Annotated in this window: 27 protein-coding genes and 1 tRNA gene; 17 read left to right on the top strand and 11 right to left on the bottom strand. The window is 45.7% G+C overall.

What is annotated here, in order from left to right; genetic code table 11:
• Positions 1-55 precede the first annotated feature (55 nt).
• The 3 genes from ACR9Y8_RS09520 (at position 56) to ACR9Y8_RS09510 (ending at position 4682) form a co-directional block, all read left to right on the top strand.
• A complete protein-coding gene (locus ACR9Y8_RS09520) occupies positions 56-814 on the top strand; it encodes a LytR/AlgR family response regulator transcription factor (protein WP_481213021.1) in 759 nt (252 codons plus the stop codon).
• On the top strand, positions 807-3755 hold the full coding sequence (locus ACR9Y8_RS09515) for a sensor histidine kinase (protein WP_481213020.1): 2949 nt from the start codon (positions 807-809) through the stop codon (positions 3753-3755). Before ACR9Y8_RS09520 ends, ACR9Y8_RS09515 begins: the two co-directional genes overlap by 8 nt.
• Before the next feature lie 96 nt (positions 3756-3851).
• Positions 3852-4682 (top strand): hypothetical protein, encoded by an 831-nt coding sequence (locus ACR9Y8_RS09510; protein WP_481213019.1) that lies wholly within the window; start codon positions 3852-3854, stop codon positions 4680-4682.
• A 113-nt stretch (positions 4683-4795) separates the two neighbouring features.
• Here the strand turns inward: ACR9Y8_RS09510 and ACR9Y8_RS09505 are convergent, their stop codons facing one another.
• From ACR9Y8_RS09505 to ACR9Y8_RS09495, 3 genes are all read right to left on the bottom strand, one after another.
• Entirely contained in the window at positions 4796-5587 is a 792-nt protein-coding gene (locus ACR9Y8_RS09505) for an SDR family NAD(P)-dependent oxidoreductase (protein WP_481213018.1), read from the bottom strand.
• A gap of 76 nt (positions 5588-5663) precedes the next feature.
• Positions 5664-6563 carry a helix-turn-helix domain-containing protein gene (locus ACR9Y8_RS09500; protein ID WP_481213017.1) on the bottom strand — a complete coding sequence of 300 codons (900 nt, stop codon included), beginning with the start codon at positions 6561-6563 and terminating at the stop codon, positions 5664-5666.
• A 35-nt stretch (positions 6564-6598) separates the two neighbouring features.
• Positions 6599-8446 carry a thiamine pyrophosphate-binding protein gene (locus ACR9Y8_RS09495; RefSeq protein ID WP_481213016.1) on the bottom strand — a complete coding sequence of 616 codons (1848 nt, stop codon included), beginning with the start codon at positions 8444-8446 and terminating at the stop codon, positions 6599-6601.
• Positions 8447-8708: 262 nt separating this feature from the next.
• Here ACR9Y8_RS09495 and ACR9Y8_RS09490 point away from each other — a divergent pair, with 262 nt between their 5' ends.
• Together ACR9Y8_RS09490 and ACR9Y8_RS09485 are read left to right on the top strand one after the other, a co-directional pair.
• The gene (locus tag ACR9Y8_RS09490; RefSeq protein ID WP_481213015.1) at positions 8709-10238 is read left to right on the top strand and encodes a TROVE domain-containing protein; all 1530 of its coding nucleotides are present in this window, start codon (positions 8709-8711) and stop codon (positions 10236-10238) included.
• Positions 10211-10319, top strand: a tRNA-Lys gene (locus tag ACR9Y8_RS09485). The genes ACR9Y8_RS09490 and ACR9Y8_RS09485 overlap by 28 nt, the downstream gene beginning before the upstream one ends.
• 332 nt (positions 10320-10651) lie before the next feature.
• On the opposite strand, the gene ACR9Y8_RS09480 is transcribed toward ACR9Y8_RS09485, so the two are convergent.
• The gene (locus ACR9Y8_RS09480; RefSeq protein WP_481213014.1) at positions 10652-11551 is read right to left on the bottom strand and encodes an AraC family transcriptional regulator; all 900 of its coding nucleotides are present in this window, start codon (positions 11549-11551) and stop codon (positions 10652-10654) included.
• 44 nt (positions 11552-11595) lie between these two features.
• On the opposite strand from ACR9Y8_RS09480, the gene ACR9Y8_RS09475 reads away from it, so the two are divergent.
• The gene (locus ACR9Y8_RS09475) at positions 11596-11877 is read left to right on the top strand and encodes an FAD-dependent oxidoreductase (RefSeq protein WP_481213013.1); all 282 of its coding nucleotides are present in this window, start codon (positions 11596-11598) and stop codon (positions 11875-11877) included.
• 7 nt (positions 11878-11884) lie between these two features.
• On the opposite strand, the gene ACR9Y8_RS09470 is transcribed toward ACR9Y8_RS09475, so the two are convergent.
• From ACR9Y8_RS09470 to ACR9Y8_RS09445, 6 genes are all read right to left on the bottom strand, one after another.
• Entirely contained in the window at positions 11885-12436 is a 552-nt protein-coding gene (locus tag ACR9Y8_RS09470; protein WP_481213012.1) for a thioredoxin family protein, read from the bottom strand.
• A gap of 144 nt (positions 12437-12580) precedes the next feature.
• Positions 12581-13381, bottom strand: coding sequence for an OmpA/MotB family protein (locus ACR9Y8_RS09465; protein ID WP_481213011.1), 801 nt, complete (start codon positions 13379-13381; stop codon positions 12581-12583).
• 59 nt (positions 13382-13440) lie between these two features.
• Complete coding sequence (locus ACR9Y8_RS09460) at positions 13441-14673, bottom strand: RNA polymerase sigma factor (protein WP_481213010.1); 1233 nt, start codon at positions 14671-14673, stop codon at positions 13441-13443.
• 44 nt (positions 14674-14717) lie between these two features.
• Complete coding sequence (locus ACR9Y8_RS09455; RefSeq protein ID WP_481213009.1) at positions 14718-15071, bottom strand: YciI family protein; 354 nt, start codon at positions 15069-15071, stop codon at positions 14718-14720.
• A gap of 57 nt (positions 15072-15128) precedes the next feature.
• Entirely contained in the window at positions 15129-16478 is a 1350-nt protein-coding gene (locus ACR9Y8_RS09450; RefSeq protein ID WP_481213008.1) for an NAD(P)/FAD-dependent oxidoreductase, read from the bottom strand.
• A 21-nt stretch (positions 16479-16499) separates the two neighbouring features.
• Positions 16500-16949 carry a carboxymuconolactone decarboxylase family protein gene (locus tag ACR9Y8_RS09445; RefSeq protein WP_481213007.1) on the bottom strand — a complete coding sequence of 150 codons (450 nt, stop codon included), beginning with the start codon at positions 16947-16949 and terminating at the stop codon, positions 16500-16502.
• 147 nt (positions 16950-17096) lie between these two features.
• Between ACR9Y8_RS09445 and ACR9Y8_RS09440 the strand changes: the two genes are divergently transcribed.
• Entirely contained in the window at positions 17097-18095 is a 999-nt protein-coding gene (locus tag ACR9Y8_RS09440; protein ID WP_481213006.1) for a helix-turn-helix domain-containing protein, read from the top strand.
• Positions 18096-18128: 33 nt separating this feature from the next.
• On the opposite strand, the gene ACR9Y8_RS09435 is transcribed toward ACR9Y8_RS09440, so the two are convergent.
• The gene (locus ACR9Y8_RS09435; protein ID WP_481213005.1) at positions 18129-18668 is read right to left on the bottom strand and encodes a hypothetical protein; all 540 of its coding nucleotides are present in this window, start codon (positions 18666-18668) and stop codon (positions 18129-18131) included.
• An 807-nt stretch (positions 18669-19475) separates the two neighbouring features.
• Here ACR9Y8_RS09435 and ACR9Y8_RS09430 point away from each other — a divergent pair.
• The 10 genes from ACR9Y8_RS09430 to ACR9Y8_RS09385 all read left to right on the top strand — a co-directional run bounded on the left by ACR9Y8_RS09430 (position 19476) and on the right by ACR9Y8_RS09385 (position 26386).
• Positions 19476-20003, top strand: a complete 528-nt coding sequence (locus ACR9Y8_RS09430; RefSeq protein WP_481213004.1) for a hypothetical protein — start codon at positions 19476-19478, stop codon at positions 20001-20003.
• Positions 20004-20611: 608 nt separating this feature from the next.
• Positions 20612-21040: an RHS repeat domain-containing protein gene (locus ACR9Y8_RS09425; protein WP_481216218.1), complete on the top strand. Its 429-nt coding sequence runs from the start codon at positions 20612-20614 to the stop codon at positions 21038-21040.
• Positions 21030-21476, top strand: a complete 447-nt coding sequence (locus tag ACR9Y8_RS09420; protein WP_481213003.1) for a hypothetical protein — start codon at positions 21030-21032, stop codon at positions 21474-21476. The genes ACR9Y8_RS09425 and ACR9Y8_RS09420 overlap by 11 nt, the downstream gene beginning before the upstream one ends.
• 764 nt (positions 21477-22240) lie before the next feature.
• A complete protein-coding gene (locus ACR9Y8_RS09415; protein WP_481213002.1) occupies positions 22241-22609 on the top strand; it encodes an RHS repeat domain-containing protein in 369 nt (122 codons plus the stop codon).
• A gap of 1051 nt (positions 22610-23660) precedes the next feature.
• Positions 23661-23783, top strand: coding sequence for a hypothetical protein (locus tag ACR9Y8_RS09410; RefSeq protein WP_481213001.1), 123 nt, complete (start codon positions 23661-23663; stop codon positions 23781-23783).
• 221 nt (positions 23784-24004) lie between these two features.
• Positions 24005-24292, top strand: a complete 288-nt coding sequence (locus ACR9Y8_RS09405; RefSeq protein WP_481213000.1) for a hypothetical protein — start codon at positions 24005-24007, stop codon at positions 24290-24292.
• Positions 24293-24464: 172 nt separating this feature from the next.
• Positions 24465-24719 (top strand): hypothetical protein, encoded by a 255-nt coding sequence (locus ACR9Y8_RS09400; RefSeq protein ID WP_481212999.1) that lies wholly within the window; start codon positions 24465-24467, stop codon positions 24717-24719.
• Positions 24720-24902: 183 nt separating this feature from the next.
• Positions 24903-25289, top strand: a complete 387-nt coding sequence (locus ACR9Y8_RS09395; protein WP_481212998.1) for a hypothetical protein — start codon at positions 24903-24905, stop codon at positions 25287-25289.
• Between the two features lie 35 nt (positions 25290-25324).
• Positions 25325-25501, top strand: coding sequence for a hypothetical protein (locus ACR9Y8_RS09390; RefSeq protein WP_481212997.1), 177 nt, complete (start codon positions 25325-25327; stop codon positions 25499-25501).
• 243 nt (positions 25502-25744) lie between these two features.
• Positions 25745-26386 carry a hypothetical protein gene (locus ACR9Y8_RS09385; RefSeq protein ID WP_481212996.1) on the top strand — a complete coding sequence of 214 codons (642 nt, stop codon included), beginning with the start codon at positions 25745-25747 and terminating at the stop codon, positions 26384-26386.
• Positions 26387-26435 lie beyond the last annotated feature (49 nt).

The raw sequence follows: 26435 nt of genomic DNA, 5'->3' as shown, positions 1-26435 counted from the left end.
ACCCCTCCTATGACAATGCAGACACCCGAACCGCCGCTGAACATTATCATCGTGGATGACGAGAACCGAGGCTTGTAATAACCTGCGGAATATCCTGCTCCGTGACGTGGATCCCTACATCAACATCATGGGAATAGCGCATGATACCGTCCAGGCCGAAAAGCTGCTCCATGAACATACGCCAGACGCCCTGCTGCTTGATATAGAGATGCCCAAGGAGAACGCGTTCAGCTTTGTAGAACGTATATCCCCCGTGAATTTCGAGATCATATTTGTGACGGCTTACGATGAATATGCCGTAAAAGCTTTCCGGCTGAATGCTATCGACTACATCCTGAAACCGATCAATACCTTTGACCTGGCCGCTGCTATCCGCAAGCTGAGGGAAAGGATACAGTATAAAACAGCCATACAATTACCTGCTTATGAAACACTGTCCAGGCAATTAAAGAACCATAGCCAGCCCACGCAGATCTACCTCCGGGATAGCAATTCCGTGGAGATCGTGGATTTTAAGGACCTGCTTTATATTGCCGCCAAAGGCAGCTATTCCCAGGTGACCTTCCTCAAAGACGGCCAGGTGAAGCAGATCGTCATGAGCAATTCCATCGCGGAGTATGAGGAGCTGTTGCCTGCTGATCAGTTCTACCGGATCCACAAATCTTACCTGGTGAATGGCCAGCACATCAAACAGATCGTTAAAGATGGCAACCAGGTAGTAGCCTCCGGTAACCGCTTCAGCCTTCCCGTTGGAAGAAGGCGGCACAGCGGCCTGCTTACGTTCCTTCAGCAATACGGGGCTACGCATGTGTAAAAGGATCGCACAATACATTCTACTGCTGCTGTTCATTGCCACGGCGCTTCCCTGCCTGGGGCAGGATTTTCCTATCATTCATTTTACGAAGAACGAAGGACTGCCGGGCAATATGGTATACCAGGTGTACCGCGACCGTGCGGGCTTTCTATGGTTTGCTACGGAAAAGGGCGTTGCCCGGTATAATGGGATCAGGTTTGAAACATTTACTACTTCCGACGGCCTGACAGATAACGATGTTATCAACCTCTTTGAAGATCATTACGGCCGTATATGGCTGAACTGTTTCAAGGGCAACCTGTGTTATTATAAAGACGGCAAGATCTACTCCGCCAACAGCGTTTTCCCAAACCTGTCTTTCAATACCTCGCATGCATTTGGTGTCTCCCTTGAAAATGACAGCAGCCTTACCCTGCTCTTTTCAGACAGGGAGACGTTCATCAACATAAAGGGAGACTCCTGTCGTGTGTATTATCTGAATAAGATATGGGGCAAAGGGCCCAATGATCTGACGGTGGTTGCCAACAAGCGCTCGTCCTCCACTTATGAGCTGCTTACGGGGCATGGAAGCATGCTGATAGATACCAATTATAATGTCCTCTTAACGAGATCCAGACCAGAGAGCAGGAACAGGTGCAGGGTAGGGCAGGAAATGTGCTACATTATGTCAGACAAAGCGGTTTACCATAATGGCAAGCCTGTGTATCGTTTTAAAGGACCAGATGAAGGATATGATAATGTAACCAGCCTGTATATCAGCAAGACGGATACCTTTGTGGGAACGGAGAAAGGACTGGTCATTAATAACAGCGCCCCCATACTGAAAACATCAAGGATCACTGATGTGTCGCAGGATGTTAACGGGAATTACTGGGTAACTACGCTCAACAACGGTGCATATTATTTTGACAGGCGCTTCCGGGATATAAAGCTTTATAGCAACTGCTATACAGGCACCGCCTTGTACGCATTTGCAGTGGGCGAAAAGCTCTTCTTTACTACCAACGATAAAGCCCTTTTTCGTTTCGACAATGGAAAAGCTACCCGTATCTTCGACCTTAGCAAATACAGGGGCAGGGAGCAGGATTTTATTCCTCAGCCCGGATCTATAGCAGACGATAAAGGGAATTATCATTTCATAGCAGACCGGGACCATTTTATCGTGCAAGATCTGCTTGCAGATCAACCACTGATCAAACGGAAACATCTTTTGCCATCGACGGTGAACAATATACGCCAGACATCTGCCGTAAAAGTGATCTGTAGCACGCCCCGCTACTTCTATTATTTACATATCGGTTATTTCATATTACGGATCGACCGGTCTAAGATCAGCATAGGCAATAGCACGCAGCCGGAAGATGTAGTCACGGTTGCTGATGGACAGCGCATATACTACATGGCGGAATCCACCAGTAATGACATCTGGTTCACCACCAGTAAAGGGATGTACAAGCTAGTGAATGACAGCGCCGTGCTGCAGGCCCCCCTTAAAGGCTTGAGCCTGACACGCTTCTACATGCTGGGCGATTATATGGTAGGATGGAATAATAGTAACCGGCTCATTGTCTGCAATAACATCAACGGTCGTACGATGGTGGACACCCTGCCACAACAGGATTGCATCTGGGACAAAGCCTTTCCGCTGGACGACCGTCATCTGCTGATCTGTACAAATAACCAATACCGTATACTGCAGGTTGTGCCCAGCAAAGACCGCCCGGTATATGAACTTTCCATCGTAGCGCATCCCTTTATACCCGCAGATGTAGAGCATGTTTTTTCAGACGGGCATACCTGCTATTTCTTCAAAGACGGCAACATTACAGCGGCACCCTTAACAGCCCTGCTGCAGAAAGCGACGCCGCCCCGCTTGTTCTTTACCGGTGTCAGCACCCTGCAACATGCCTACACAACCGCTGGCGGGAGTGTATCCATTCCCTACAAGGAATCAGGCAATATCCATATCTCATTTGCGGCGCTGGCATTTGGAATGACGGGTCTGACCTATGAATACACCGTTTCAGGCGAGGAGCAGGACAGCTGGCGTGTTATCAAGAATGAAGAGATCAACCTGCTTTCTTTCCGGCCCGGCCATTATACGGTCACTATACGGGCCAGCAGCGCTTCCAATGTACACAGCCTTCCTGTTTCGCTGCTGCTCACCATCATGCCGCCATTCTGGATGTCCTGGTGGTTTATCCTGGTGGCAGGTTTGTGCTTCGCTGTTTTGCTATGGTGGGTGGTTCGTTTGGTGATCCGCTATATTGTAAAAAAGAAAGAACAGGTACATGCCTCCGAAATAAAGTTCATGAAACTGGAGTACAAAGCGCTGAACGCGCTGATGAATCCTCATTTCATCTTCAACAGCCTGAATAATATCCAGGGGCTGGTGAACGGGGATAACCGGCAGGCGGCCAATCAATACCTGGTCATCTTTGCAGACCTGATCCGCCAGAACATGCACAATGCTTCAAAAGAGCTGATCACCCTGGAAAAGGAGGTGGAGCTGATCCGCAATTACCTCCGGCTGGAAAAGCTGCGGTTCAACGACTGGCTGCATTACAGGATAGATGTTGACGACCAGATAGATACGGCCGGTATACTGATACCGCCGTTGCTGGTACAGCCCCTGGTGGAGAATGCCATCCGGCATGGCCTGGTGCCCCGGCAGTCGGCAGACAGCCTCTTATCCATTCATATTCATGAAGATGAAGCGGAAGTGCTGTATATAGACGTGAAGGACAATGGCGCAGGTCTCTCCCGTGCGCCCAGCCGGCCTTCCCCTTATGAGTCAACGGGCCTGGATAATATCCGGAAACGTACGGCCCAATTGAAGCTGATCCACAATATAGACGCCGGTTTTGACATCTTTGAGTTGAGAGATCCATCCGGGGCGGTACAGGGTACCCTGGCCAGGATCATTATACGCCGTTCGTAAACAAAATACTACCGTTCCTGAACCTTTTTACACCTTGCCCGGGGCGCTGCTCTAACTTAGCGGCAGAATATCCCTATTCTTAATAAAAGAAGATCTATGTACCGATCACTGAAAGTTAACCTGCTGTTTGCACTGTTATCACTCTCCCTGTTCTCTTGTACTGAGGAGGATCCGACTGCACCTGAGCCGCCGGTGTTAAGCGACAATACAAAAATTCTTACTGCCAAAACCTGGATCTACTATGAGTACTTCAACGGGTATAATGATTCCCAGACAAAGCTGAGCTGGAAAGAAAATAAAGCCACCAGCTACAGGAATATGTCTAAGATCATGGTGAAATTTAACCCGGACAGCACCGTTATAGAAACAAACGAAAATGGTGTACTGTATCATGGCACCTGGAGCTTCCTGAATAATGAAACACAGATCCGTGTGACCAATTCAGAGGGTACGTTCACTTCAAATATCAAGGTACTGGCCGATTCGCTTTTTGAATGGCATAATGTGACCGACAATACTTACGGCGTAATGGTGCATGAGTATCCGAGAACAGATTCCATCACCAGCAAGACAGCATTGCTGACAGGAAAAACATGGATCTACAACGAATACTTTAATAACTACAATCTGACCAGCCCGGACCTGGTCTGGAAGATCGGGAAGGCCAACAGCGCTACGAACTATTCCAGGATCTGGGTGCAATTTAATGCGGATGGTACGGTAGTAGAGACAGATAAGGACAGCGTGGTGTATCACGGCAACTGGACTTTCCTGAATAATGAAACACAGGTGCGTGTTACCAACTCACAAGGTGTGTTCACCTCTGACATCAAAGTACTGCGGACTGACCGTTATGAATGGCAGATGGTGAACGGCATCACTTATGGTGAGATGATCCCTTCAACAACCAATCCCTTGAAAAAATAGCATCCATTTTCACATAGCGTACATACCAGCCCTGAATTAGACATTATCGGAAATTTTATCGGGGGGAATACGGAGCAGCTTTCGGGTCTGATGATCTGAAGGCTGCTTTTTTATTAGAGCCGTTGTCCGCCGATGGCCAGTCCGCCGTCTGCCAGGATGCTTTCTCCCGTTACATAAGATGCGGCAGGGCTGCTCAGCCACAGCACCAGCTCTGCTACTTCTTTAGGATCAGCGAAACGCCCCACAGGTACATGTCTTCTGAATGGCGCTTTGGCAGCTTCTGCTTCCGCATTGTCAGCAGGGAAGAAACGATCAAACATCGGTGTTTGTATATAACCTGGTTGAACATTATTGATCCTGATACCCGCATCGGCGGTTTCAATGGCCAGTGCACGGGTGAGGCCATCCAATGCGGCCTTGCTGGCGGAGTAGACGCCTGATCCACCAAGCGCGCCTCTTGCCAGCCAGGAAGAGGTATTGACGATAGCGCCGCCGCTTGCCTGTTTTCTGAACTGCTCAATTTCGTATTTGCAGCTGAGCCATACGCCTTTTACATTGATGTTGAACACACTGTCAAATGCATCTTCGGGCGTATCTTCTATCCGTGCAAACAGTCCTTCGATCCCGGCATTGTTAAAAGCAATGTCCAGTTTACCGAAGCGCTTTACCGTTGCTGCTACCAGGCGCTGTACTTCGGCGGCCTGTGATACATCTGTCTGAATGAAATGAATATCCCGGCTGATCTCCTGCAATTGTGCCAGGGCTTTTTGTCCTTCCGTTTCCCGCCGTCCGGCGATCACTACTTTTGCTCCGTGCTGCAGGTACAGTGCGGCGGCAGCGAGCCCGATGCCGGTGGCGCCGCCGGTAACCAATGCCACCTTTCCCTGTAAATTGTTTTGTGCCATTTTCTGATCTGAATTTTATGGTACAAAACTACAGGCGGCATGCTGGCGAAAATTATGCGCTTCAAACAGCTTTTTATTAAATAGAAACAACTGATTTACGGAACTGCAGTGGTGTTTGTCCCGTTTGCTTTTTAAAGAAAGTATTAAAATTGGAGGCATGCTCAAAGCCCAGGCTATGGCCGATGCCGCCGATATCGAGATCGCGGCGTCGCAGCAGGTCCCTGGCTTCCTGTAAGATCCTTTCGCTGATCCACTCGGTGGTGGTCTTGCCCGTGGTTTCTTTTAAAGCCCGGTTCAGGTGATTGGTATGTACCGCCAGCTGGCCCGCGAACTCATTGGCGTTCTTCAGCCGGATGGTTTCCCGCGGTGCATCTACCGGGAACTGATGTTCCAGCAGCTGGAGGAACAGTTCGCTGATGCGCTGTGAGGCATTAGCGGGTTGATAGTAAGTAGCTGCAGGCTGCATCTTCAGGGCTTCATGCATCAGGATCTGTACATAGCTTCTGAGGAGATCGGATTGATGGGCATAGCCGGACCCTATTTCGGCCAGCATACTTTCGAAGGTGCTGCGGAGCGCTGCTGCTTTTTCAGGACCAGGGAAGAAGATATGATCACCGCCGGCTTTGAATAAAGGCGATTGAGCCAATCCGCCTTGTTTCATGCCGCTATCAACAAAGTTTTCTGTGAAGAGGCAGAAGTAACCGATTTGCTCATTGATGAGCGGTTCCCATGAATAAGGAATGAGGGGGTTGGAAAACGAGAATACGGGCCCTTTTACATGTATGGATTTGTTGGCGTATGAAACCACGCCTTCTCCATGCACCATCAGGGAGATCTTGTAGAAGTCCCGCCGGGTGTCAGACAGGGAAATGCTGCCGCAGCCAAATTCCTCCTGCCGGTACACCTGGAACTGTCCGATGGGTATTGTTTTCCCGTGCTGATCATAAAAATCGGCGATCGTCTCTTTCTGCTTCATGGTATAAAGTTATGAATACGGCCCGGTAATGCTGGTTACTTTCCGCCTATTTTCTTTTCTCCCTTTCCTACCGTGGCAGGAGCGGTTTTTTGCTGTTCGTCCACCTGTTCTTTTACTTCAGCTGCTATCGCTTCTTTATCTTTTGTGGTTTTCTTCAAAGCTTCGAGGAAATGGGTAGCATGTTCTTCGGGTACCGGCGCTTCAAGCGTAGGTTCATGCGGATCGATCACGCATTCCACCAGTACAGGGCCGTTTGTTTCCATTGCCTTCCTTAACTGTTCCGCGCAAAGTGCGGGATCATCGATTTTGACTGATGGTATGCCACAACCTTTGGCTATCTGCTGAAAATCGGCCGGCGCCAGGTCATTCCCGTATTCGGGGTTGCCGAGGAACATCATCTGTTCCCATTTCTCCAGGGCGAGTGTATTGTTTTTCAGCAGGATGATCTTAACGGGCAGTTTGTATTGTATTAATGTAAGCAGGTCACCCATGGCCATTGTTAAAGAGCCATCTCCCATGAAAGCAATCACCTGTCTTTGCGGAAAGGCCACCTGTGCGCCGATGGCGTAGGAGATCCCTGCCATCATCGTACAGCTGGTGCCGCTCAGTGAGAAGCGCTGACCTTTGCGCAATTTCACATGACGGTTGATCCAGTAGGCAACGGTGCCAGCGTCTCCGCAAAGGATGGCATCGTCTTTCATACAGGCTGACAATTGCCAGGCAACCACCTGCGGCTTCATGGGTTTATCCTGCTGCGTGCCCTGCTGTTCCATCAGCTTCCACCATTCGTTCATATTTTGCTGTGCCTGCTGAAGGAATGAGCGGTCTTCATTTTTGTTCAGCAGCGGCAGCAGCTGCTGCAGGATAGCCTTCGCATCACCTGCCAGTCCAACATCTACGGGATAGCGCATACCAATTCTTTCCGGCTGGTCATCGATCTGAATGCAAACTGCTTGTCCGGGTTTGGGATACCATTTGAGAAAGGGCATGGTACTGCCTACTATGATCAATGCGTCGCATGCTGCAAAGGCCTGTTGTGTGGGCCAGGTGGCGGTATGGCCCGTTCCGCCGGTGGTATAGGGGCTGTCATCCGGCAGCACATCTTTGCCCAGCATGGCCTTGGCAATGGGGGCGCCCAGTTTTTCAGCCAGCTGCTTCAGTTCCTCTCCGGCGCCTCTTGCACCGGTACCAGCAAGGATGGCGATCTTTTTTCGCCCCTTGAGCAGTTGCGCGGCTGCTTCCAGCACTGAGCGTTCCGGCAGCAGCACAGGAGGAACAAAGCCTGGTCTTGAATGTCCGGGTACATTCTCGGGAGATTTTTTTGCATCTTCAACAGGCATAGACTGGAAGTCTGACGGAATAGCCAGGTGTACCGGCTTTCTTTTGCTCAGTGCGATCCGGCAGGCCTTATCGGTAACTGTTTCCACGTGTGCAGGCCCCATGATGCGCTGGTTGAATGCAGTGAAGGGCTCAAATATCTGGTTGGTGTCTGCATCCTGCATGTTCTCAGAACCGATCAGGTCATGATAAGTAAGACCGGTGATAGCCAATACGGGTACTCTGTCGAGCTGGGCGTCCAGCATGCCTTGCAGCAGGTGTATGGCGCCGGGCCCGGTGGTCGCAAAGCAAACACCTATTTTCCCGGTGAACTTGGCATAGGCCACTGCTGCCAGTGCGCCCACGGCCTCATTCCTCACATGAATGAATTGTAGCTGGTCCTGGTATTTGCGCAGTGCCTCTACAAAACCATTGACACCATCGCCGGGGAGACCGAATATGGTATCTGTGCCCCATGCTATCAGGCGTTCTACGAGTGCATCAGATAAGGTCTTTTTACTTGCCGCCTTTTCCTGTTGAGATGGTTTGTTCACTTCCTGCATCATAAGTAAGTTTTACCTATGCCGCCTCAATTATCCTGCCTGAACCCAGCAGACCATGCAGTAAAAGCAGGAAACGCTTTATTTATGTGCGCAATAGAGCTGCGCACATACAGTTTTGACATCCATTTTTAAAAGTTTTTTGAAAAATATTTTCCTGATAACCATTCGTTTATACGGGTCCGTTAAAAGTGTTTTTAATTGCGCAGTTCGGTTGCGCACATGGGTGGCCATCTTTGTGTTGTCAGAACAAATAAAAACAATAGTGATGAGATTCAATTTTACATCAAAGGCAAAAGATACAATGGTCAACCATGAAGGAGCAAAGGCTTTCAGCATGTCGCCTGAAATGGAATTGTATGCAGCTATTGCAACTACTATGCTCAGCGATGTTAGTTACGAGAAGGCCGATGAGCGGATGGAACGTATCCTGTCGCTGTTGCCGAAAGTAAAGGCGGAGTTTGTGGCGAAGCTGGCTGTGTATGCCCGTAAGCAGATGAACCTGCGTACTGCACCGGTCATGTTGGCTACTGAGCTGGCAAAGATCCATAGCGGCGATGGCCTGGTGTCCAGGACGGTGGAGAACATCGTGCAGCGCCCTGACGAGATCATGGAATTGCTGGCATATTACCAGCTGGCGAATAAGCGGACTGCCACCAAAAAGCTGAATAGGATCTCCAAGCAGGTGCAGAAAGGCCTGGCAGGGGCTTTCAATAAATTTGACGAGTACCAGTTTGCGAAATATAACCGGGATGCTGAAGTGAAGCTGCGGGATGCATTGTTCCTGGTTCACCCGAAAGCAAAGGATGAAGCCCAGCAGCTGCTCTTCAATAAGATCGCTAAGCAGGAATTGGCTACGCCGTATACCTGGGAGACTGAGTTGTCTGCATTAGGACAGCAACAATATGCAGGTTCTGAAGAGAAAGCCCTTGCATTCACCCGTAAATGGGAAGAGCTGATCGATAGCGGGAAGCTGGGGTATATGGCCTTGCTGCGTAACCTGAGAAATATATTGACCGCTAATGTGAGTGCTGTTCATATCCGGAAGATCTGTGCGCATTTGTCAGATGAAAATGCAGTAGCTAAATCAAAGCAATTACCTTTCCGCTTCCTGGCGGCTTACCGTGAGCTGAAGGAGATTTCGTCAGATTATACCAGCCTGTTAATGGATACGCTGGAAACTGCGGTCACACATAGTGTTAAAAACCTGAAAGGTTTCGGCCTGGAGGCAAAGGTAGTGATCGCGTGCGATGTGTCAGGGTCTATGCAGCAACCTGTATCGGCAAAGAGTAAAGTGCTGTTGTATGATATTGGCCTGTTGCTGGGTATGTTGTTACAGTATAAATCACAGCGGGTGGTGTCCGGTATGTTTGGTGATACCTGGAAAACAGTATCGTTGCCTCGCAGCGGCGTGCTGGCGAATGTGGATGCTTTTTATAAGCGTGCAGGCGAGGTGGGATATTCTACAAATGGGTACCTGGTGTTGCACGACCTGATACAACGGAAATATGTTGCTGATAAGGTGATGATATTTACGGACGTGCAGTTGTGGGATAGCAATACTAATAACGCATCTGCTCATAATACATTGGCCAGCCGCTGGGCAGCGTATAAGCAGATTGCGCCGACTGCAAAGCTGTACCTGTTTGATCTTGCGGGCTATGGAAATACGCCGCTGCGGGTAGAACAAAATGATGTGCACCTGATTGCAGGATGGTCTGATAAAGTGTTTGATGTAATGCAGGCGATGGAGAATGGTGCGGATGCATTGGAGATGATTGGTGCGGTGGAATTGTAGGTTCTTTAAAAGTAAGTGTCGTAGATAAGGGTTACTTCGCATTTAACGACCGGGTCGCGGGTTCGAGTCCCGCCGTCTCCACAGAAAAACAAAAACCTGGGGACGTAGCTCAGCTGGTAGAGCAGGAACACTCTTTTCGCTTGTAACCTTACTTTTATTAAAATACTAAGACCAGGTGTCGTATGTGTGTGTTACTTCGACTGGTTGAAGGCTAAGGCCTGAAGGTTCAAATCCTTCGTACACATATAGCTCATTGCCCTGTGATTAGGCAGGATGCCGTAGATGCCGGATACTTCGCACTTTTATGCTCAAGACCAGCCGGTTGTCGGTTGTTGCTCCTGTTTTATTATTACAAAGACCCGCTCTCAGATCGGGTCTTAATTTTTTGCATCTATTATTTGTTATTTAATTCCTTAAGCAATCGACTGCCGGAAGTCAGTTGGCGAGATGCCGGTATGCTTCTTAAAATACTTAACAAAGTAAGAAGGATCATCAAATCCCAAACGGTAACCGATCTGGTTGACGTTAAGATCAGAATGCAGGAGTAAGCGCTGCGCTTCCAGGATGATACGCTCCTGGATCATGAGAGATGGCGTTTTGTTTAGCAGCTGGCCCGTGAGGTCGGACAAGGTGCGCGGGGAGATGAGCATTAATTTGGCATATTCAGCCACCGTAAGCCCTTTCTTATAGTTTTCATCTATCAGGTTTACAAAACGGATCAGCTGTACCTTTTTTTCATCAACAAGGAAGGATGTTTTGCCATCTGTTTTTACGAACTCATTCTTTCTCCTTTGGACCTGTATCAAAAAGGCTTTCAGGTAATTCCTCAACAATTCTGTTTGTCCGAAGGCTCCTTCATTTCTCAGCTCACGTTTGATCTGCTGAATGTATTCATCCAGGATAGGCTCTATGCCATGCCCTATGCAACACGAAGGCTGCTGATAGGGATTATTGAAGAGATCACATTTCAGAAAATACTCAATGTCCTTGTCGTTCTGAACCAGGAACTGTTCGTTGAAATGGAGCAGGACGCCTTCATAGTTTGTATTATAATCGAAATAGTGTACCTGGTTTTTTGCGATAAAAAAGATCGCATTCGTAAAGACATCATATTCCTTGAAATCTACAAAGTGTTTTCCTTCGCCAGACTTAAACCAGATGATCTGGTAGAAACTGTGTATGTGCGGCCTGGCGAGATTGGCATGGTGCTTATCCAGGTAGCCTTTCAGATCGTGAATTGCAAACTGCAATTTCTCTGGCTGATGCTGGTTGAGATGATATTCGTCAATGACGGTAGCTTGCTTCTTTGCCATTATACAGCTAATTTACAAAACTTTAAAAGGGGAAGGCCCGTATTGTGAGGACCAGAACCGGCTTACCAATAAGTACCATATTTTTCGCATTTGCACACCAAATAACTGATCCCGGGATAGCAATTTCGCAGTATGAAGGTAAACAGGAAAATTATACAGGGAACCAGGATATTCATCGCCCTGATCAAAATAACGGGCATCCGGGTTTGCATCAGCCCTATTTGAAAGGAAGGCTGTTCTTCTGTGGCACAGAAACTGCCAGTGAATTTCCTGGTTATATAGAGGGCGCTGTTATATCAGCGAAAGAAGTTTTGGCTGGATTATAATTGCAGCTTAATCAAAAAATGCTGCCAGCTCATTGTTAAGAGATACACCCTTGTCTTCGTTATACCAATGTTGCAGTGCGGTTTTAATGGCCTCACTATCTGCATTGGCCGCCTTGAGCTCATTCATCAATTGCTGCGCCTGTCCCGGTCGTGGGCCCCATGTGAAAATGTCCTTTTGATGCTGGTCCCTCACCACAAGTTTTGGAATGCTTCTAGTGCCATTCGTCTGGTAAGCGTCGATTAGAGAAGGCTCATTATCCCGCAGGTGAATATCATAGGTGATCAGGCTGTTTTGCGCTGCCATGCGTACCAGGAAGGGAAGAATATGCGCAGCATCGCCACACCAGGGCTCTGTGATAATGATCCAATGCTGGGGATCCTTTATTTTCTGCAGCTTTTCCGAAAGTTCTTTATTTATTTCCAGTTGTTTATCCCAGCGCCTCATGCGCGACTTGTTTAATCTGGTGTAACCCAGGTATCCATCGTGGTTATACGGATGCCAGGGGTTTTCAGTCTCCAGCACTTTATCAAACAACTGCTGATATTCATGATAATTCATGGCCGCAAAGGTACTCACAAACGGGGGTGGAGGCAATGGAAAACAAGGAAAATAAATGGTAGTTTTAGGAAAGCGTAAATAAAAAAGACGTTACCATGCTGCGGTAACGTCTTTCTTCTTTGTCATAGTTGTACCTAACCCTGATCAGGTTCCTAATAATTTATACAGCTCATCCAGTTTGGGTGAAAGGATGATCTCTGTTCTTCTGTTCTTTGCTCTTCCTTCCGGTGTTGAATTACTTTCAACCGGATCGAACTGGCTGTGACCAGAGGCTACGATCTTGGTGGGATCTACCTGGTAGGTATTGGTCAGGATCCTCACGATAGCAGTAGACCTGGCAGTACTTAAAGCCCAGTTATCCTGGTATTTCATGCGAATGGGAATAGAATCGGTATGACCTTCTATATTAACAGCAATATCAGGATTTACGATCAGCACCGCTGCGAGTTTGCTCAGCGCTTCCTTGCCTTTCGCGTTCACTTCTGCACTACCGGAGGGGAACAGCAGGTTTTCGCTGAGGCTTACATACACTTTACCGTTCTTTTGTGTTACCGTTAATTCGTTTGAGTTGAATCCACTTAAAGCATCTGCCATCTTTTTCCTGAGCTCAGCGGCTTTCTGTTTCTGCTGATCCAGCAGTGACTGTAATTGTTCCAGCTTGCGTTGTTGTTCTGCATAAGCAGCCTTGCTGCTGTTCAACTGGTTGCGGGTAGCGCTGGCGCTCTCTGAGAGCTGGGCATTGGTGGCGCCTGCCTCTTTGAGCTTTTGTTCCAGCTGGGCAACCTGGTCCTGCAGGTTGGATACTCTGTTGGCAAGTGTTGCACTGTCGGCTTTTAAAAGGCGTACGGCTACCTGCGAATCAACATATTTCCTCTTTGCAACGCAGCTGGCCAGCAGCACCAAAGCGGCCGCTAACACTGAAAACGTCCGTAGGGCATTCTTCATCGGTTAGAATTTTCGGTTAACCGGCAAATTATATGCCGGGTGTGAATATTGGTTATTAATTAAGTTGTTAAACGTTCAATATTTCTCGTAATAGTAGCCCTGTCTACCGGCGAAGTAGCCAGCAACAATGCCTTCTTAAAATGTGCTAATGCTATGCTGTTATCAATATCTGTATATAAAGTACCCAGGAGCGAATAATAAAATTGATTATCCGTAAGATCCAGCTTCTCCGCTTCTGCAATAGCCGCCTGTTTACCTTTTGCTTTGGCCAATGCGTAAGTACGGTTTAGCGCTGCTATAGGAGAGTATTCCAGGATCAGCAGGCTATTATATAGTTCGAGGATACTTTCCCATTTTTGGGGAGTATCTGCCTTTTGTGTATGCCAGTAGGCAATACCCGCTTCCAGGTGGTATTTTGTGAGCGTGTTGCCAGCGGCCGCCTGGTTGAGGAAGTATTCACCCGTGTCGATCAGCTCTTTGTCCCATAGACTTTCATCCTGGTCTTCGTAGAGAATGGCTTCGCCTTTTTCATTGAGCCTGGCGTCAAAACGGGAGGAATGAAAGCACATCAGCGCCAGCAGGGCATTGACCGCCGGCTTATTGGTGGCCTGGTTTTCCACCAGCAGGTAGCTCAGTCTCATGGCTTCTGCGCAGAGATCTTTACGGAGCATCGTATCCTGGGAGGTGGAATAATAACCTTCGGAAAAGAGCAGGTAGAGCGTGGTGAGCACCGTTTCCAGCCGCTGATCTATTGCGGAAAGGGAGGGCTGTTCAATGCGGATATTGGCCTCCTTCAGCTTCTCTTTGGCACGGTTGATCCTTTTGTAGATCACCTCCTTGTTGGTCAGAAATGCATCGGCAATTTCCTGGACGCCGAAGCCGCAAAGCAGGTTCAGGGCCAGGGCCACCTGCGCATCGGCCGATATAACGGGATTGCAGATGGTGAAGATCATGGCCAGCTGGCTGTCGGCAATATTCTTGGTGGAGAGGTCCAGCTCAATTTCTTCGGACTGATCGGCGCCGGCTTTCAGGTCGGGCGCCAGTTTCTGTTCAAAGATGTTATTGTGCTTCAGGTAATTTTTGGTCTTGTTCTTGGCTACGGTATACAGCCAGGCGGTGGGATTTTCGGGGACTCCTTTGGTATTCCAGTGCTCAGCGGCGGAAAGGAAGGTATCGCTGACGATATCTTCGGCGATCTCGATATGCTTGATCCCGAATAAACTGCAAAGGACCGAAACTATCTTCTGGTACTCTGTTCTGAATAACTTTGGTAAAATCGCTCTTTCCTCCATAGATCTTAAAAATGCCCCTGCAAGTTACAAAGGCATTTTCAAAATTACTCGCCGTTTGCCTGGGCGGCCTTCCGTATCTCAACGCTACCGCCAAATTCGAGTATGGGGCATCCCTGGGCTATTGCTGCCGCTTCCTCGTAATCGCTGGCTTTGATAATGATCATGCCACCAATAGATTCCTTAATCTCTACATAGGGGCCGTTTGTAACGCTCTTGTTGGCTTTTACTACTTTGCCCTTCATGTCCCAGTGCTTTGGAGGAGTTGCCAGCTTATCCTGCGCGGCAAGGCTCTCAAACCAGTCATGCCAGCGGTCCAGGTGTGCAACGTATTCTTTATTATCGGGCTGTACTTCTTTGTTGATGAAGTCTCTGCGAAATAGTAATAAGAACTCTTTCATGGCTTAGTGGGCTGAAGGTGATAGTGATTGATTTTCATTGCGAAACTAATAAATTAATCAAAATTCCGGTAGCTGCGGATAGGAGGCTTTTATGGTATCTTCCACGCTATCCATGGGATAAATGTGTAAAGTATTGATCCGTTTTTTGATGTCGCGGGCCTCCGTGCCGGACTGCTGTACGACACGATCCCAGCCTTTTGTGAAGAGGGCATGGCCTTCTCCCAGGTCCAGCACTGTGAAATAATCCTTGTGAATATACTCTTTCAGGGGAAGGGAGAAGAGATCGTTAATGGCATTGTGGCCAGACCAGCGGCCCATTGCCTCGGCGTACTGGCAGGCCATTACAGCGGTATGGCCATTGTCTACCGATACATTGGCCACGTCTCCGGAAACGATCACATTATCGTACTCCGGCAGTTTAAGATAGTTGTTAACCTTCAGCCGGTTCAGCTGGTCTTTTTCTCCTGCAAAGAATTGTGTGAGTGAGCTGGCCATCATCCCGATGGTCCATATTACGGTGCGGGTAGGGATGGTGTGGCCGTTGTTCAATACAATCCGCGTGGGCGCAATGGCCTTTATTTCAGCGCCGGTGATCACCTCGATGTTCTTAGCTGCACATACTTTGCTGATGTATTGTTGCCCTTCCGGCGGGTAGAAGCTGCCCAGCTTTTCGTTCCGGTCAATGAGCACTACCCTGAAATGCGTTCTTTTACCGCCGTGACGGGCTTGTATAGCCCTGGCTTTCTCTTCAATGCTGGTAACGGTTTCCAGGCCAGTGAAGCCAGCTCCCGCTATCACAAAGGTGGCGGAACCTTCTCCCCTGAAATTGTGCTTTGAGAGTTGAGCCAGGTGATCTTCCAGTTTCCGGGCATTGTCGAAATTATCTATGTTATAGGTGTATTGGATTCCGGGCAGGTTGATCTCTTTCAATGCGCCGCCGGTGGCCAGTATCAAATAATCATAGTGCAGGCTTCTTACTCCGCCGGCGGTAAGCACCACTACTTCATTTTTATCAGGGTTGATGATCTTTGCGGTGCCGGTCACCTGGCGGATGCCAAGGGGCTGCAGGTATTTGGCCAGTTGTACCTGGAGGCCATCGAGGGACACTTCATATAAACGGGGGCGGATGGTAAAATAGTTATCGGCGTTAACAAGTGTGATCTCCACCTCATCTGCTTTTCCGATCTCGCGGCTTTGGCGGACGGCGCTGATCGCGCTCCAGAATCCTGCAAAGCCGCCGCCGATGATCAATAATTGCTTCTTCATGATTTGCTGATTTTCGTCGGTCCAGAGCGAGCAGTTCCTGTCAACCATGCGCGCGAACCAGTGCTGCCACTGGTCCGGCGATGATTGTTCCGCTTTAATCTTAAGGTGACGGAATATGAACAGGAATTGATTCATCTTCATCTTTTGACGTTAGGTCTATGCTCACCCGAACTGTCCAACCCTGTAGGAACCGGGTACCTGCGGGAACGACAGGTTCAGGCGGTTCCAGGTATTGATGGTGGTAACGGCTACGGTAAGGTCTATCAGCTCTTCTTCAGAGAACTGTTCCCTGGCCTGCTTGTAAGCCTCATCGGGAATATCACATTTGGTAACGGCTTCCGCCCATGCAAAGGCTGCTCTTTCACGGTCAGTATAATAAGGCGTTTCCTTCCAGGCGCTTAAGCCATAGAGGCGTTGTTCTGTTTCGCCTTTGGCGCGTGCATCTTTTGAGTGCATATCAATACAGTAAGCACAACCATTGATCTGTGATACCCGGAAGAATACCAGTTCCAGGAGGTCTGCCACGGGAGATTTCTTCAGGTAGCTGCCAAAGCTGAACAGGGGCTTAACGGCGTTTTGTCCTTTTTCGAAAAGATTCAGTCTTGTTTCCATATTCTCAGGTTTTATTGTTTTATACACCAATGACAACTGATATTTCCGGATTGGACAAAAAAGGAAGGAAATTTTTGGGAGGAATGGGGGAATTTTAGTAAATTATTGATTATCAACCAGAACAATCGAAACCGGATACCTATTATTATGCAGTATATTTTACCCGAAGACCTGGTAAAGGATCTTACGAAAACCACCTTGTATCCTCCGGATACGGCTTCTTTTGAAATGCCCCATGCGGAAACAGATGTGATGCAGGGAAGCTTTGGAAGCATTGTTGTTCAGCGGGATCTTGGGAGCTTGTTCGATCTGCGGCTGAGCTTTTTTGAGATCCATCATTCTATCGATATATCCGTGTTTGTACCGCAGCACGCTGCGATGCTCACCTATGTGCTGCAGGGCACATCGTCTATCGCATTAAATACGGATTATGCAGAGGCGATCGAAGACGGGGCTTACTACCTGCTTTATGCGCCTATGGGAATACATCCTGTAAAGCTGGAAGCCGGGGGGTACCTGATTATACATATTGACTTATCGCAGGAGCTGCTGGACAGGCTGGCTTATAAACATTTCGCGATGTATGAGGTAACATCGAGCATTAACGACAAGCATCCGGTTGGCCTGGCGCAGGGGCCGTACCGTATAAATGGACGCGTAAGGGATACACTGAATAAGCTGTTGCGTTGTTCTTTTGAAGATGAAGAACGGGCGCTTTACCAGGAGGCCAGGGTTTACGATCTTTTATTATTGCTTGTGGAAGACATAAAGAGGAGTGAGTTTAATAAAGCGCCGGGTAATTATAAGTTCACTGCGGATGACCTGAAGGCAATTAAAGAAGCCGGTGAACTAAGGATCGAGCGCATCGCCGATGGAATAACCATGAAGAAGATTGCGCGTGAGAAAAACCTGCATCCGAAAAAATTACAGGAAGGCTTTAAGATGGTGTTCGGTGAGAACGCTGCTAAACTGACCATTCAGGCAAGGATAGAGAAAGCAAAGACACTGCTGCGCGAAAGTGATATGTCAATAGCCAATATAGCTTACGAAACCGGTTATTCCGACGACTCTGCTTTGATAAGAGCTTTCAAGCGGGAGACGGGCATTACGCCTAAAGATTACAGAAAACAAGAGCCGGAGTACTAGTACCTCCGGCTCTTTTTCAATGAGGAGCGATGCTTATAAAGCCTGCTCTTCTGTGGTGACATTTCCGGGCAGATCGCTGGCCTGTACGCTTACCTTGCCTCCCGCAGCTGCGGCATTGGCGGTGGTAGCAGTATAGATCCAGAAATCCTTCCCTTCGGGAGCGGCAATAGCTGCTCCTTCTTCTACTACGGCGCCTGCTGCGTTGAGAATGCTCACGTGTACTGCCTGGACTTTGAAGTCGTCTGTAGCGAGTACGCGGATGGTGTCTCCGGGCGAGCCGCTGTAGTTGCTGATGTCGATCTCGGTGACGACGGGGGCTTTGAAGAAGTCCGTCAGCGCCACATTATAGGCAGACATTCCCCGTTTGGCCTTTGCAGTGTAGGCCGCTTTTAGATCGGCATCTTCGATCGCCGTCTTGGCGTAACGGGTAGCTGCTTCGAATTTAATCCTGACCGCCTTTTGGTCTTCGGTAGGATTGTCCGGGCGAGGGAGAGGAGGCACGCTGATGACTGTTTTGCCAGCACGTTGCCTGAATACCAGTTCATCTCCCAGTGCGCCGCTTGTACCGCGCATTACGCGGTTGTTTTTTTTGTTTCATTTTTTAATTTTTTAATTGTTAATAAAAATTGTTTCAGATTAACTTTAAGTACTCATCGTTAACAGTACAAAGATCAGATTGCGAAAACGGAACGGGTATACCGCAGTGGAGAAAAAGTATACCGGAATGGAGAATCTTTTGGTATGATATTATTTTAACCAAATGCCGTCAGAGCAAGGATATTGCAAGGAGAACACAAGGAGAAGACAAGGAGAACACAAGGAGAAGAGGGGTAAAATAGTATGATACGAGGAAAACAAAATTGGTTCAACGCTTTTCGACTTATTTGAAGATTACCTCGTTGAGGCTTTCGCAGAATCGGATGGCCTCCTCGAATAATAACTGCAGGAAAATCAATGTGACTTCATGAACATCAATTCTTTATCGGGTCTGCCTATTTACGCGGATCACACTAATTTGTCAGAAAAATTTTGTGTGCATTTCGAAAAAATATTCTTTCTTTGTTCCAATATGTTCGATAATGCTACGAAATAAAGAACATTTTCCTATATCTAATAAAGTAAGCGATGAATAGAAACTTTTAAGAGCACATAATTCAGTTGGCCCAAGACAGCGACCATTTTTTCGGACTACATGATCGAAATCCCAAGGCGATGCAGGAGTAAGGCTGCAAAGGTATATTTTGTGCTTAGTGTATAACACCATTCTATGCGTTAACTGTCCCCAATTCAGAGATCTTATGCATGCGCAGATAGTGTGCGCATACAGCAAATACTTTTGTGAATGCTTACTTAATCAATATTAAATAAACCCATACCAGTATGTATAGAACGTCACTTTCCTACCTATTGCTTATAGCAGCTGTATTTTTTGTTTCAACATCCCATTTGAAGCCTGGTGAAAATATTATGGAAGTAGACTTTAATAAGACAAAGCTGCCGGATGGCTCTTTTAGAGCAGGTTTAAGAGGTGGTGGAAAAAGTAATATGGGATACCTCGGCGGCAATGCGGATAATTTGACTAATGTACATGAAATTGGGCATATGATTGGCTTCAAAGATAGGTATACCGACTATGAAAACTCCGGTAATACCAGAATATGGAGATCAATTGTGCATGAGAACTACAAGGACGACTTAATGGGTAATGTAGATCCAAAATTGAATAAAAGTCACTATGAAAACATAGTTAAGTACACTATTTACAAGCTCAATCAGGGGCAATGTAATCTATTGCCACAGTACAGGTCCAACTCAGTTAATGTGATTCAAAATATTGACGCAAATTCTCCGTCCGCTCCTGCAGCTGCAGACATTCCGACCGGATGGCGACCAAGAGGAGTAAAATGAAGAATTTGAAATTTTATATTAGTTTAATAAATCTGCTATTTATAGCTTGTCACTGTTTTTCCCAAACAGATACATTGATTCGTGAACAGCGTGGAATATTGTTCTTGTCTGCTCATAATTACATGTATGACTACGATGGAACATCAAATGAGGTAAAGTTGTTAGGTTTTCATGACTTTTTCTATCCTTCAGCAGATCTAACTATTAAAGGAATAGTAAATACCAGCAAAAATCTATGCCTAAACAACGGGGTGCGAGTGGATTATTTTGATCTGCGCTCGTCGCTAAAAAAGAATGCAATACCAGTTAGTTGTTTAGATACTACCAAGTGCTATCGGTTTGACAAATTCTATTTGGTCCTGGTTTCTATTAAGTACAAGGAATTTATTGATTATGAACCCGGTATGTGCGGTAAATATCAGTATGATTTACTTGTGTCTGGTAATCATGCTGTTAAATTTAAATACAGTCAACGAGCAATTATAATAAACAGCATAAGACAAATAAAACCTAAGTAGTATACAGTGGCTTCCAATAGAGGAGGCGGATTACTATCCGTATGGGTTGACAATGGCGGGGATTAGTAGTAATGCGCTAAAAGGAACGAAATTATCAAGAAAAATAGATTCAAATATAATAGAAAAGAGCTGCAAAGCAAGGAGTTTAGCGACGGTGCAGGACTTGAATGGTATGATTATGGCGCAAGGATGTATGACGTACAGATTGGAAGGTGGGATGCAATTGACCCTCTTGCGGACAAAATGAGGGCACATACTCCATACAATTATTGTTTTAATAATCCTATTAACGCTATTGATCCGGATGGAATGGAAGTGGAAGAGATCAACGGAGGAGTCAGATTTACTGGTGAAGATGCAAGATCTGCGTTTAATATTATTAGCGGTAGATCAAAGAATGCGTATGTATTGATCATTGGAGATAAAAAAACAAGAAATGAAACAAATTCAGATAAAGCTAAGAGTGCACATAGGGCACTGGTCGGTTTTCGGAGTAGAAAACCTGAATATGGCAGCTAAAGCCTTAAGTGTATTCAATGATGGGGCGTTAGCAAACTTGGTATTCGACTCTCATGGAGGAATAGTTCGCAATAAAAAGCATGAGGTCGTTGGTACATTCATGACTACGGAAGACAAAGGAGATAATTCTGAATATTTCACAAGTTTGGATGTGAAAAGTTACCTTGAAAAGGTTAATAGCGATGGAGATTTGAATAGTCGAGAACAACAAGTGTCATATCTAGCAAATATGCTGGCGAAAGTAGCTGATAAGGGAAATGTTTGCTTTGGTGTTTGCAATTTAGGTTATAGCGTTAGAAAAAGTGTTGTGGGTGAAGACATGTCGCGGGCATTATCAAACTTATCAGGTAACAGATTGAACATTTACTTATCAAATGGCCGAGCAGGAAAAGGCCGCCCTACCAAGGCTACGGTATACCTATCGGTGGATCGTTAACTAGCCCAAATACGGGAGTTAGAGGCTGGATTGGAATCAACCCAGGGGCAACTAAAATTTCCTATCTGAGGGATATAATTATAAATCGTGATGCCGCTCTCCAATAGAAATTGTAAGATAAAATACCTATGTGTTTATGAAATACGTCCTTTTGCTTTTTATTTTTATACTTAGTCTTATCTACACTCCCCTAATGGCACAGGTTGAGAAGAAAGATTCAGGTGTCTGTGGAGTAAAGTATGCCACTGATTGGCTAGACAACTATTTTAATCCCGTTCTAACCATTTTCGCAGTGTTTTGTGACTCTTTGTTCAAAATAGCTGGTCATCCAATTGGGGTTATTACGTCAGACACGGAAGATTCAGGGCAGTATATCCCATTGACATACACTTTCAATTGAATAGACAAGGCAAGGTGAACGCATTAAGCTTTCACCTTGCCTCAACGCTCATTAAAGTTATATATTGAAGAAAGGTTGCCGCAGATAATTAATCTGATGGATTGGCATCCAGCTTATTATTTACATAAACATCATAAAAAGGAATTGGTTACAGCAAAAATCATTTTCAATTTGCGATATAACAGCGAAGGTATTATTACAGCAATTTTCTTTAATGACATTAATGAAGAGTTATTTAAATGTGAGGCTAAAGATGAAGAGCCACATCTATAAGCTATAGGTAGTCACTATTATTGGAGGAGACACATTATTATCCGTTTTCGGACTGACAATGGCCGGGATTAGTTCGAATGCCCTGAAAGGTATGAACTACCCGGAGAATCGCTTCAGATATAATGGAAAGGAACTGCACAACAAAGAGTTCGGGGATGGCTCAGGGCTGGAGTGGTATGACTATGGAGCAAGAATGTATGATCAACAAATTGGGAGATGGCATGTAATAGATCCTCTTTCAGAGAAAATGAGAAGGCATTCTCCTTATAACTACGCTTTCGATAATCCAATAAGATTTATAGATCCAGATGGCATGTATCCGGGTGACTTTTTCGATTCCAAAGGTCGCTTCATAGGATCTGATGGAATAAATGATCAGAAAAAATATGTTGTGACTGATCGTGACGAGGTGAAAAATGTAGAGGCAAGGAATGAAAAAAGATATTACTCATGTGGATGAGCTTTGCTCTGCTGTTGGATTACCAAGCGATGCCGTGCTCCAGGAGTCTATAAATGTTTTGGGTCGTACAACAGATAACGGAGGATCACGGGAAGAATCGTCTGTAGTAATGGGGAATGGTTATGTGGCTAGATCGCCAACAGGTTCAGAACCCAAATAGAGGACGGTGCTCAAGAAGCAAATACAAATCTGCCACTATTATGGCCTGGAACATTCCCTTCTGACGCTCAAGCAGCGATACATTCACATCCAACTAAAGTAACAGTAAAGGACGATATGGTTTATGCGCAATCTGCTAATGTGCCGTCTTCCACTGCATCAGAATACGCTTGACAGTATAAGACCAATATAATTGTTGGTCCGGTCGGCCCGTTAGGGCAGGTTACTAAGGCTGCCGACGGCACAGTGAATATTCCAAGAAGGGATAATGGTATTGTTATTTATAATAGTAATGCCAGCCAGCAATTACAGCTAACACGAAGCGCTGTACAAAAAATTATTAATAGATAAATATGATTTAGATTATGAGAGGAGTATTATTTTTTCTGTTGATGACTGTCTTATGTACGTCTAAAGTATATGGACAAGATCAGAAAAAGGCCCTTGACTTTATTATCATCATCGATGATACATAGCGATAGGCTCAATTAGCCAATTAAGTATCAAAGCGATATTTACAGATGGAGAAAAAAATTTAGAAGCAGATTATTATCCAGGCAATTTATCCCTGGAGCTAGCCGATTACAACAAATTGTTATCAGAGGATGTGAAAATATTTATCTGGAACTTCAATTTATAATGAATACATAGACAAGGAACACAATGTTTATCATTATCAAATAGAACTTAAAAAAGATTGGCTAAAGGCACTACTCCACATTCTGCGTGTATATAACTCGAAAAAAGAAATACAACAAGGCCTTTTTTAACAGAGAAGGAAAAACGTATGTCTATGAGCTGGCATTCTCCGAGTCATACATTTCATCTCATTAGGAAAAAGTGACGAGCATCTTTATTGGAGGAGACGCATTATTATCCGTATGGGTTGACGATGGCGGGGATTAGTGCGAATGCGCTGAAGGGGGTGAACTATGCGGAGAACAGAAGAAGGTATAATGGGAATGAGCTGCAAAGTAAAGAATTTGCAGATGGTAGTGGCTTAGCAGTGGTATGACTTTAATGCTAGGATATACGACGAGCAGATAGGACGATTTTTAAAGATTGACCCGTCGCAGCGAGTTAGCATATAATTTAACTGGTTATAGGTTTGGATTTAACGATCCGATTTTACACAATGATCCAACAGGACTATGGGAAGGTACTTATAATAGGGGATGCAGGTTTTGATCAACTTCTTAGTTCGTTACAGAACGGCAGTACCTTAATAAATAAAACATGTACGGAAAAAACGACAAACGACGGTTGTATCAACTAATGGATATGTATTTATCAGGAGTGATGATTGCATGGGAATTTTGTAATGAATATTACCTTTGCTATGATTTAGAATTAGCTAGAAGACACATTGACGGAAATAGAGGTGAAAGCTTTTCTGAATTAAGTATAGTTGTTGGAAGGTTTACCAATATTGAAGATGACTTACAACAATATCCTGGGGTATACTACACAGAGGAGGAGTTACGTAAAAAGGTAATTGAAACGAAACAGAATCTTGCACAATAAGGTTTTATTTAGACTTGGCAGTAAGTAAATTTTCTCTACAATAAAAAAACCGCAGGCAACACCTGCGGTTTTTTATTGTAGAACGTTTTTAATCTTCCTGTTAGCGATAAATGAATCGAGGAACTCAAAGACCAGCTCCTTGTATTTTGGGGATAGTTTATTAATATTCTGGATGCGGTTCAGGGTAGCGGTATCCAGTTCAGCACCTGTATTACCCACCAACCAGTCCAAAGACACTTCCAGAATCTTCGCCATCTTGCTGGCTGCTTCAATGGAAGACTTCATCTTCATTACGTTCATAGCGGCCAATATCCGGACCTTTAGTGTTCAGCTTCCCCGCCAGTTCCTCCTGGCTGATACCCTTGGCACGTCCGCGGCCATAGACGAGGTGCTTAGCTTCAGCATATCACCCAACGACAGACCGTAAGATCAGCAGTGGAACATACGTGAGCGACCGCCCCACCTCATCTATGTCCTCGTACGTTCCCCTTATCTTCACCAATGCGATGGCGACCAAAGCGTATAGTAATCTTCAGACTGTTGCAAAAGAAGGCGCCTACAGAGCAGGTAAAAGGCAAAGGTGCGGATGTAACCGTTGCTCTGGCGACAGATGGGATTGCAAAAAGCGTTTAATACAATAAAGGGCGCAGGAAAGGAGGCTGCGGCATTAGGAGATTTAACAAACAAGGAAGTTAAACAGATACAATCTGTTGTTGATCAAGCAGAGAGACCGATAGAAGTAGTTGGATCTGCTGCTGCAGAGCGACGGGGCGTAGGTACCAATATGCCGATTGGAAAAGGTCCAGGTACAAAAAGTGACATTGATTATGTAGCGGCACCATCATTCCTACCATATTTTGATGGAGTGCAAGGCAATCCACCAAGTTTAGGTCCTAAGACAGGAATTATTTCAGGAACTGGTAATCGTTTTATAGGGCCAATAATTAGATTTGAACCAGGATCAAAACCATCAGTTATTGTGAAACAAAACGGCTAATCATAAGGAGTTTTAAAGAAATAAAAACATACAGTATGATAAGATATTGGTTTGAATTTGATTTTACCAACTATAGTAATATACCATATGGCGTAATAATGGGTTGTGGTGTTACAGGATACGAATATGAGGATGCAATCAGGATTTTAAAAGAAAAGGTTTTTGTTAATAAAGACTTGCCGCAGATTAAAAAAGTAGTTGAACAATATTAATATAAGAGAGTTAGACCAAAATCATGTTATACCTAATATGTCCCCTCCAGGTAATAGGGGAATATGGTTCCCTTTAGGATATATGTGAACATTATAGGAAGAAGACCAACGGAGCCGCAGGCGTCACGGCTTGCAGCTTTTTACATTTGTTTAAGTTTAACGTTTTTTGGTGAGGGCATCAAGCGTATGCAGGATATGTTGTTTATCTTAGCGGCTTCATATAGTTTCAAATTATAGTTAAGTATGAGATATTTGCTGGGTTTAGTAGCTGTTTTATCTCTGTCATCATGTCACAGTAGCTCTCCCACTGCCAGGGACGAAAATGACAGCAGAATGGTTCAATTTATACCCGGAAACGACAGTACACAGTACTTCACCTATGATACAACTGGAAATGCAGACAGGATTTTAGCATCCTGGGCAACGGAGGTGCTATCTTCTTTAAAAGAGCCGGTATTAAGCACCTATTCAGGAGACGGACAATTTATCAGATTTATTTGGTTGAGGGCTTTTGAAAATCCCATAGTTGTCAGAGTGAATAAATTTAATGATACCATATACGCAAACATCAAGGAGCTGGCGACAAAATCAGTTGAGCCACGGGTTGCGACGATTGTTAGAGATACTATTATAACCCTTGATCAGGATAGATGGAACGAGTTTGTAACACCAATAAATCAAAGTGTTTTTTGGAATGCCTCATATGCGGATACACTTTTTGGCAAAGATGGTGCTACGTGGTTTTTAGAGTGCCGGTTAAATGATCAATACAAAGTTATTCAAAGGTGGGACGATGGACACGTGTCATCATCCGCATTGAAAAGCTATCTAAGTCTCTTAGTTGATTTTACCGATGATTATGTTCGGCTGAAAAGTACACGGTAGAAGAATTGAGCGTACACAGCTTTGGGCTTGTGCCTTCTTCTCTCCAATG

The organism is Chitinophaga sp. SVR4-12A, assembly GCF_056754765.1.
This window is presented reverse-complemented; position numbering and strand designations above follow the sequence as displayed.

Excerpts from the sequence above, each read along its gene's own strand:
- ACR9Y8_RS09520 (WP_481213021.1), top strand. The coding sequence starts at position 56 with ATGACGAGAACCGAGGCTTGTAATAACCTGCGGAATATCCTGCTCCGT.
- ACR9Y8_RS09515 (WP_481213020.1), top strand. The coding sequence starts at position 807 with ATGTGTAAAAGGATCGCACAATACATTCTACTGCTGCTGTTCATTGCC.
- ACR9Y8_RS09510 (WP_481213019.1), top strand. The coding sequence starts at position 3,852 with ATGTACCGATCACTGAAAGTTAACCTGCTGTTTGCACTGTTATCACTC.
- ACR9Y8_RS09505 (WP_481213018.1), bottom strand. The coding sequence starts at position 5,587 with ATGGCACAAAACAATTTACAGGGAAAGGTGGCATTGGTTACCGGCGGC.
- ACR9Y8_RS09500 (WP_481213017.1), bottom strand. The coding sequence starts at position 6,563 with ATGAAGCAGAAAGAGACGATCGCCGATTTTTATGATCAGCACGGGAAA.
- ACR9Y8_RS09495 (WP_481213016.1), bottom strand. The coding sequence starts at position 8,446 with ATGATGCAGGAAGTGAACAAACCATCTCAACAGGAAAAGGCGGCAAGT.
- ACR9Y8_RS09490 (WP_481213015.1), top strand. The coding sequence starts at position 8,709 with ATGAGATTCAATTTTACATCAAAGGCAAAAGATACAATGGTCAACCAT.
- ACR9Y8_RS09480 (WP_481213014.1), bottom strand. The coding sequence starts at position 11,551 with ATGGCAAAGAAGCAAGCTACCGTCATTGACGAATATCATCTCAACCAG.
- ACR9Y8_RS09470 (WP_481213012.1), bottom strand. The coding sequence starts at position 12,436 with ATGAATTATCATGAATATCAGCAGTTGTTTGATAAAGTGCTGGAGACT.
- ACR9Y8_RS09465 (WP_481213011.1), bottom strand. The coding sequence starts at position 13,381 with ATGAAGAATGCCCTACGGACGTTTTCAGTGTTAGCGGCCGCTTTGGTG.
- ACR9Y8_RS09460 (WP_481213010.1), bottom strand. The coding sequence starts at position 14,673 with ATGGAGGAAAGAGCGATTTTACCAAAGTTATTCAGAACAGAGTACCAG.
- ACR9Y8_RS09455 (WP_481213009.1), bottom strand. The coding sequence starts at position 15,071 with ATGAAAGAGTTCTTATTACTATTTCGCAGAGACTTCATCAACAAAGAA.
- ACR9Y8_RS09450 (WP_481213008.1), bottom strand. The coding sequence starts at position 16,478 with ATGAAGATGAATCAATTCCTGTTCATATTCCGTCACCTTAAGATTAAA.
- ACR9Y8_RS09445 (WP_481213007.1), bottom strand. The coding sequence starts at position 16,949 with ATGGAAACAAGACTGAATCTTTTCGAAAAAGGACAAAACGCCGTTAAG.
- ACR9Y8_RS09440 (WP_481213006.1), top strand. The coding sequence starts at position 17,097 with ATGCAGTATATTTTACCCGAAGACCTGGTAAAGGATCTTACGAAAACC.
- ACR9Y8_RS09435 (WP_481213005.1), bottom strand. The coding sequence starts at position 18,668 with ATGCGCGGTACAAGCGGCGCACTGGGAGATGAACTGGTATTCAGGCAA.
- ACR9Y8_RS09430 (WP_481213004.1), top strand. The coding sequence starts at position 19,476 with ATGTATAGAACGTCACTTTCCTACCTATTGCTTATAGCAGCTGTATTT.
- ACR9Y8_RS09420 (WP_481213003.1), top strand. The coding sequence starts at position 21,030 with ATGGCAGCTAAAGCCTTAAGTGTATTCAATGATGGGGCGTTAGCAAAC.
- ACR9Y8_RS09415 (WP_481213002.1), top strand. The coding sequence starts at position 22,241 with ATGAACTACCCGGAGAATCGCTTCAGATATAATGGAAAGGAACTGCAC.
- ACR9Y8_RS09410 (WP_481213001.1), top strand. The coding sequence starts at position 23,661 with ATGGCGGGGATTAGTGCGAATGCGCTGAAGGGGGTGAACTATGCGGAG.
- ACR9Y8_RS09405 (WP_481213000.1), top strand. The coding sequence starts at position 24,005 with ATGTACGGAAAAAACGACAAACGACGGTTGTATCAACTAATGGATATG.
- ACR9Y8_RS09400 (WP_481212999.1), top strand. The coding sequence starts at position 24,465 with ATGCGGTTCAGGGTAGCGGTATCCAGTTCAGCACCTGTATTACCCACC.
- ACR9Y8_RS09395 (WP_481212998.1), top strand. The coding sequence starts at position 24,903 with ATGGGATTGCAAAAAGCGTTTAATACAATAAAGGGCGCAGGAAAGGAG.
- ACR9Y8_RS09390 (WP_481212997.1), top strand. The coding sequence starts at position 25,325 with ATGATAAGATATTGGTTTGAATTTGATTTTACCAACTATAGTAATATA.
- ACR9Y8_RS09385 (WP_481212996.1), top strand. The coding sequence starts at position 25,745 with ATGAGATATTTGCTGGGTTTAGTAGCTGTTTTATCTCTGTCATCATGT.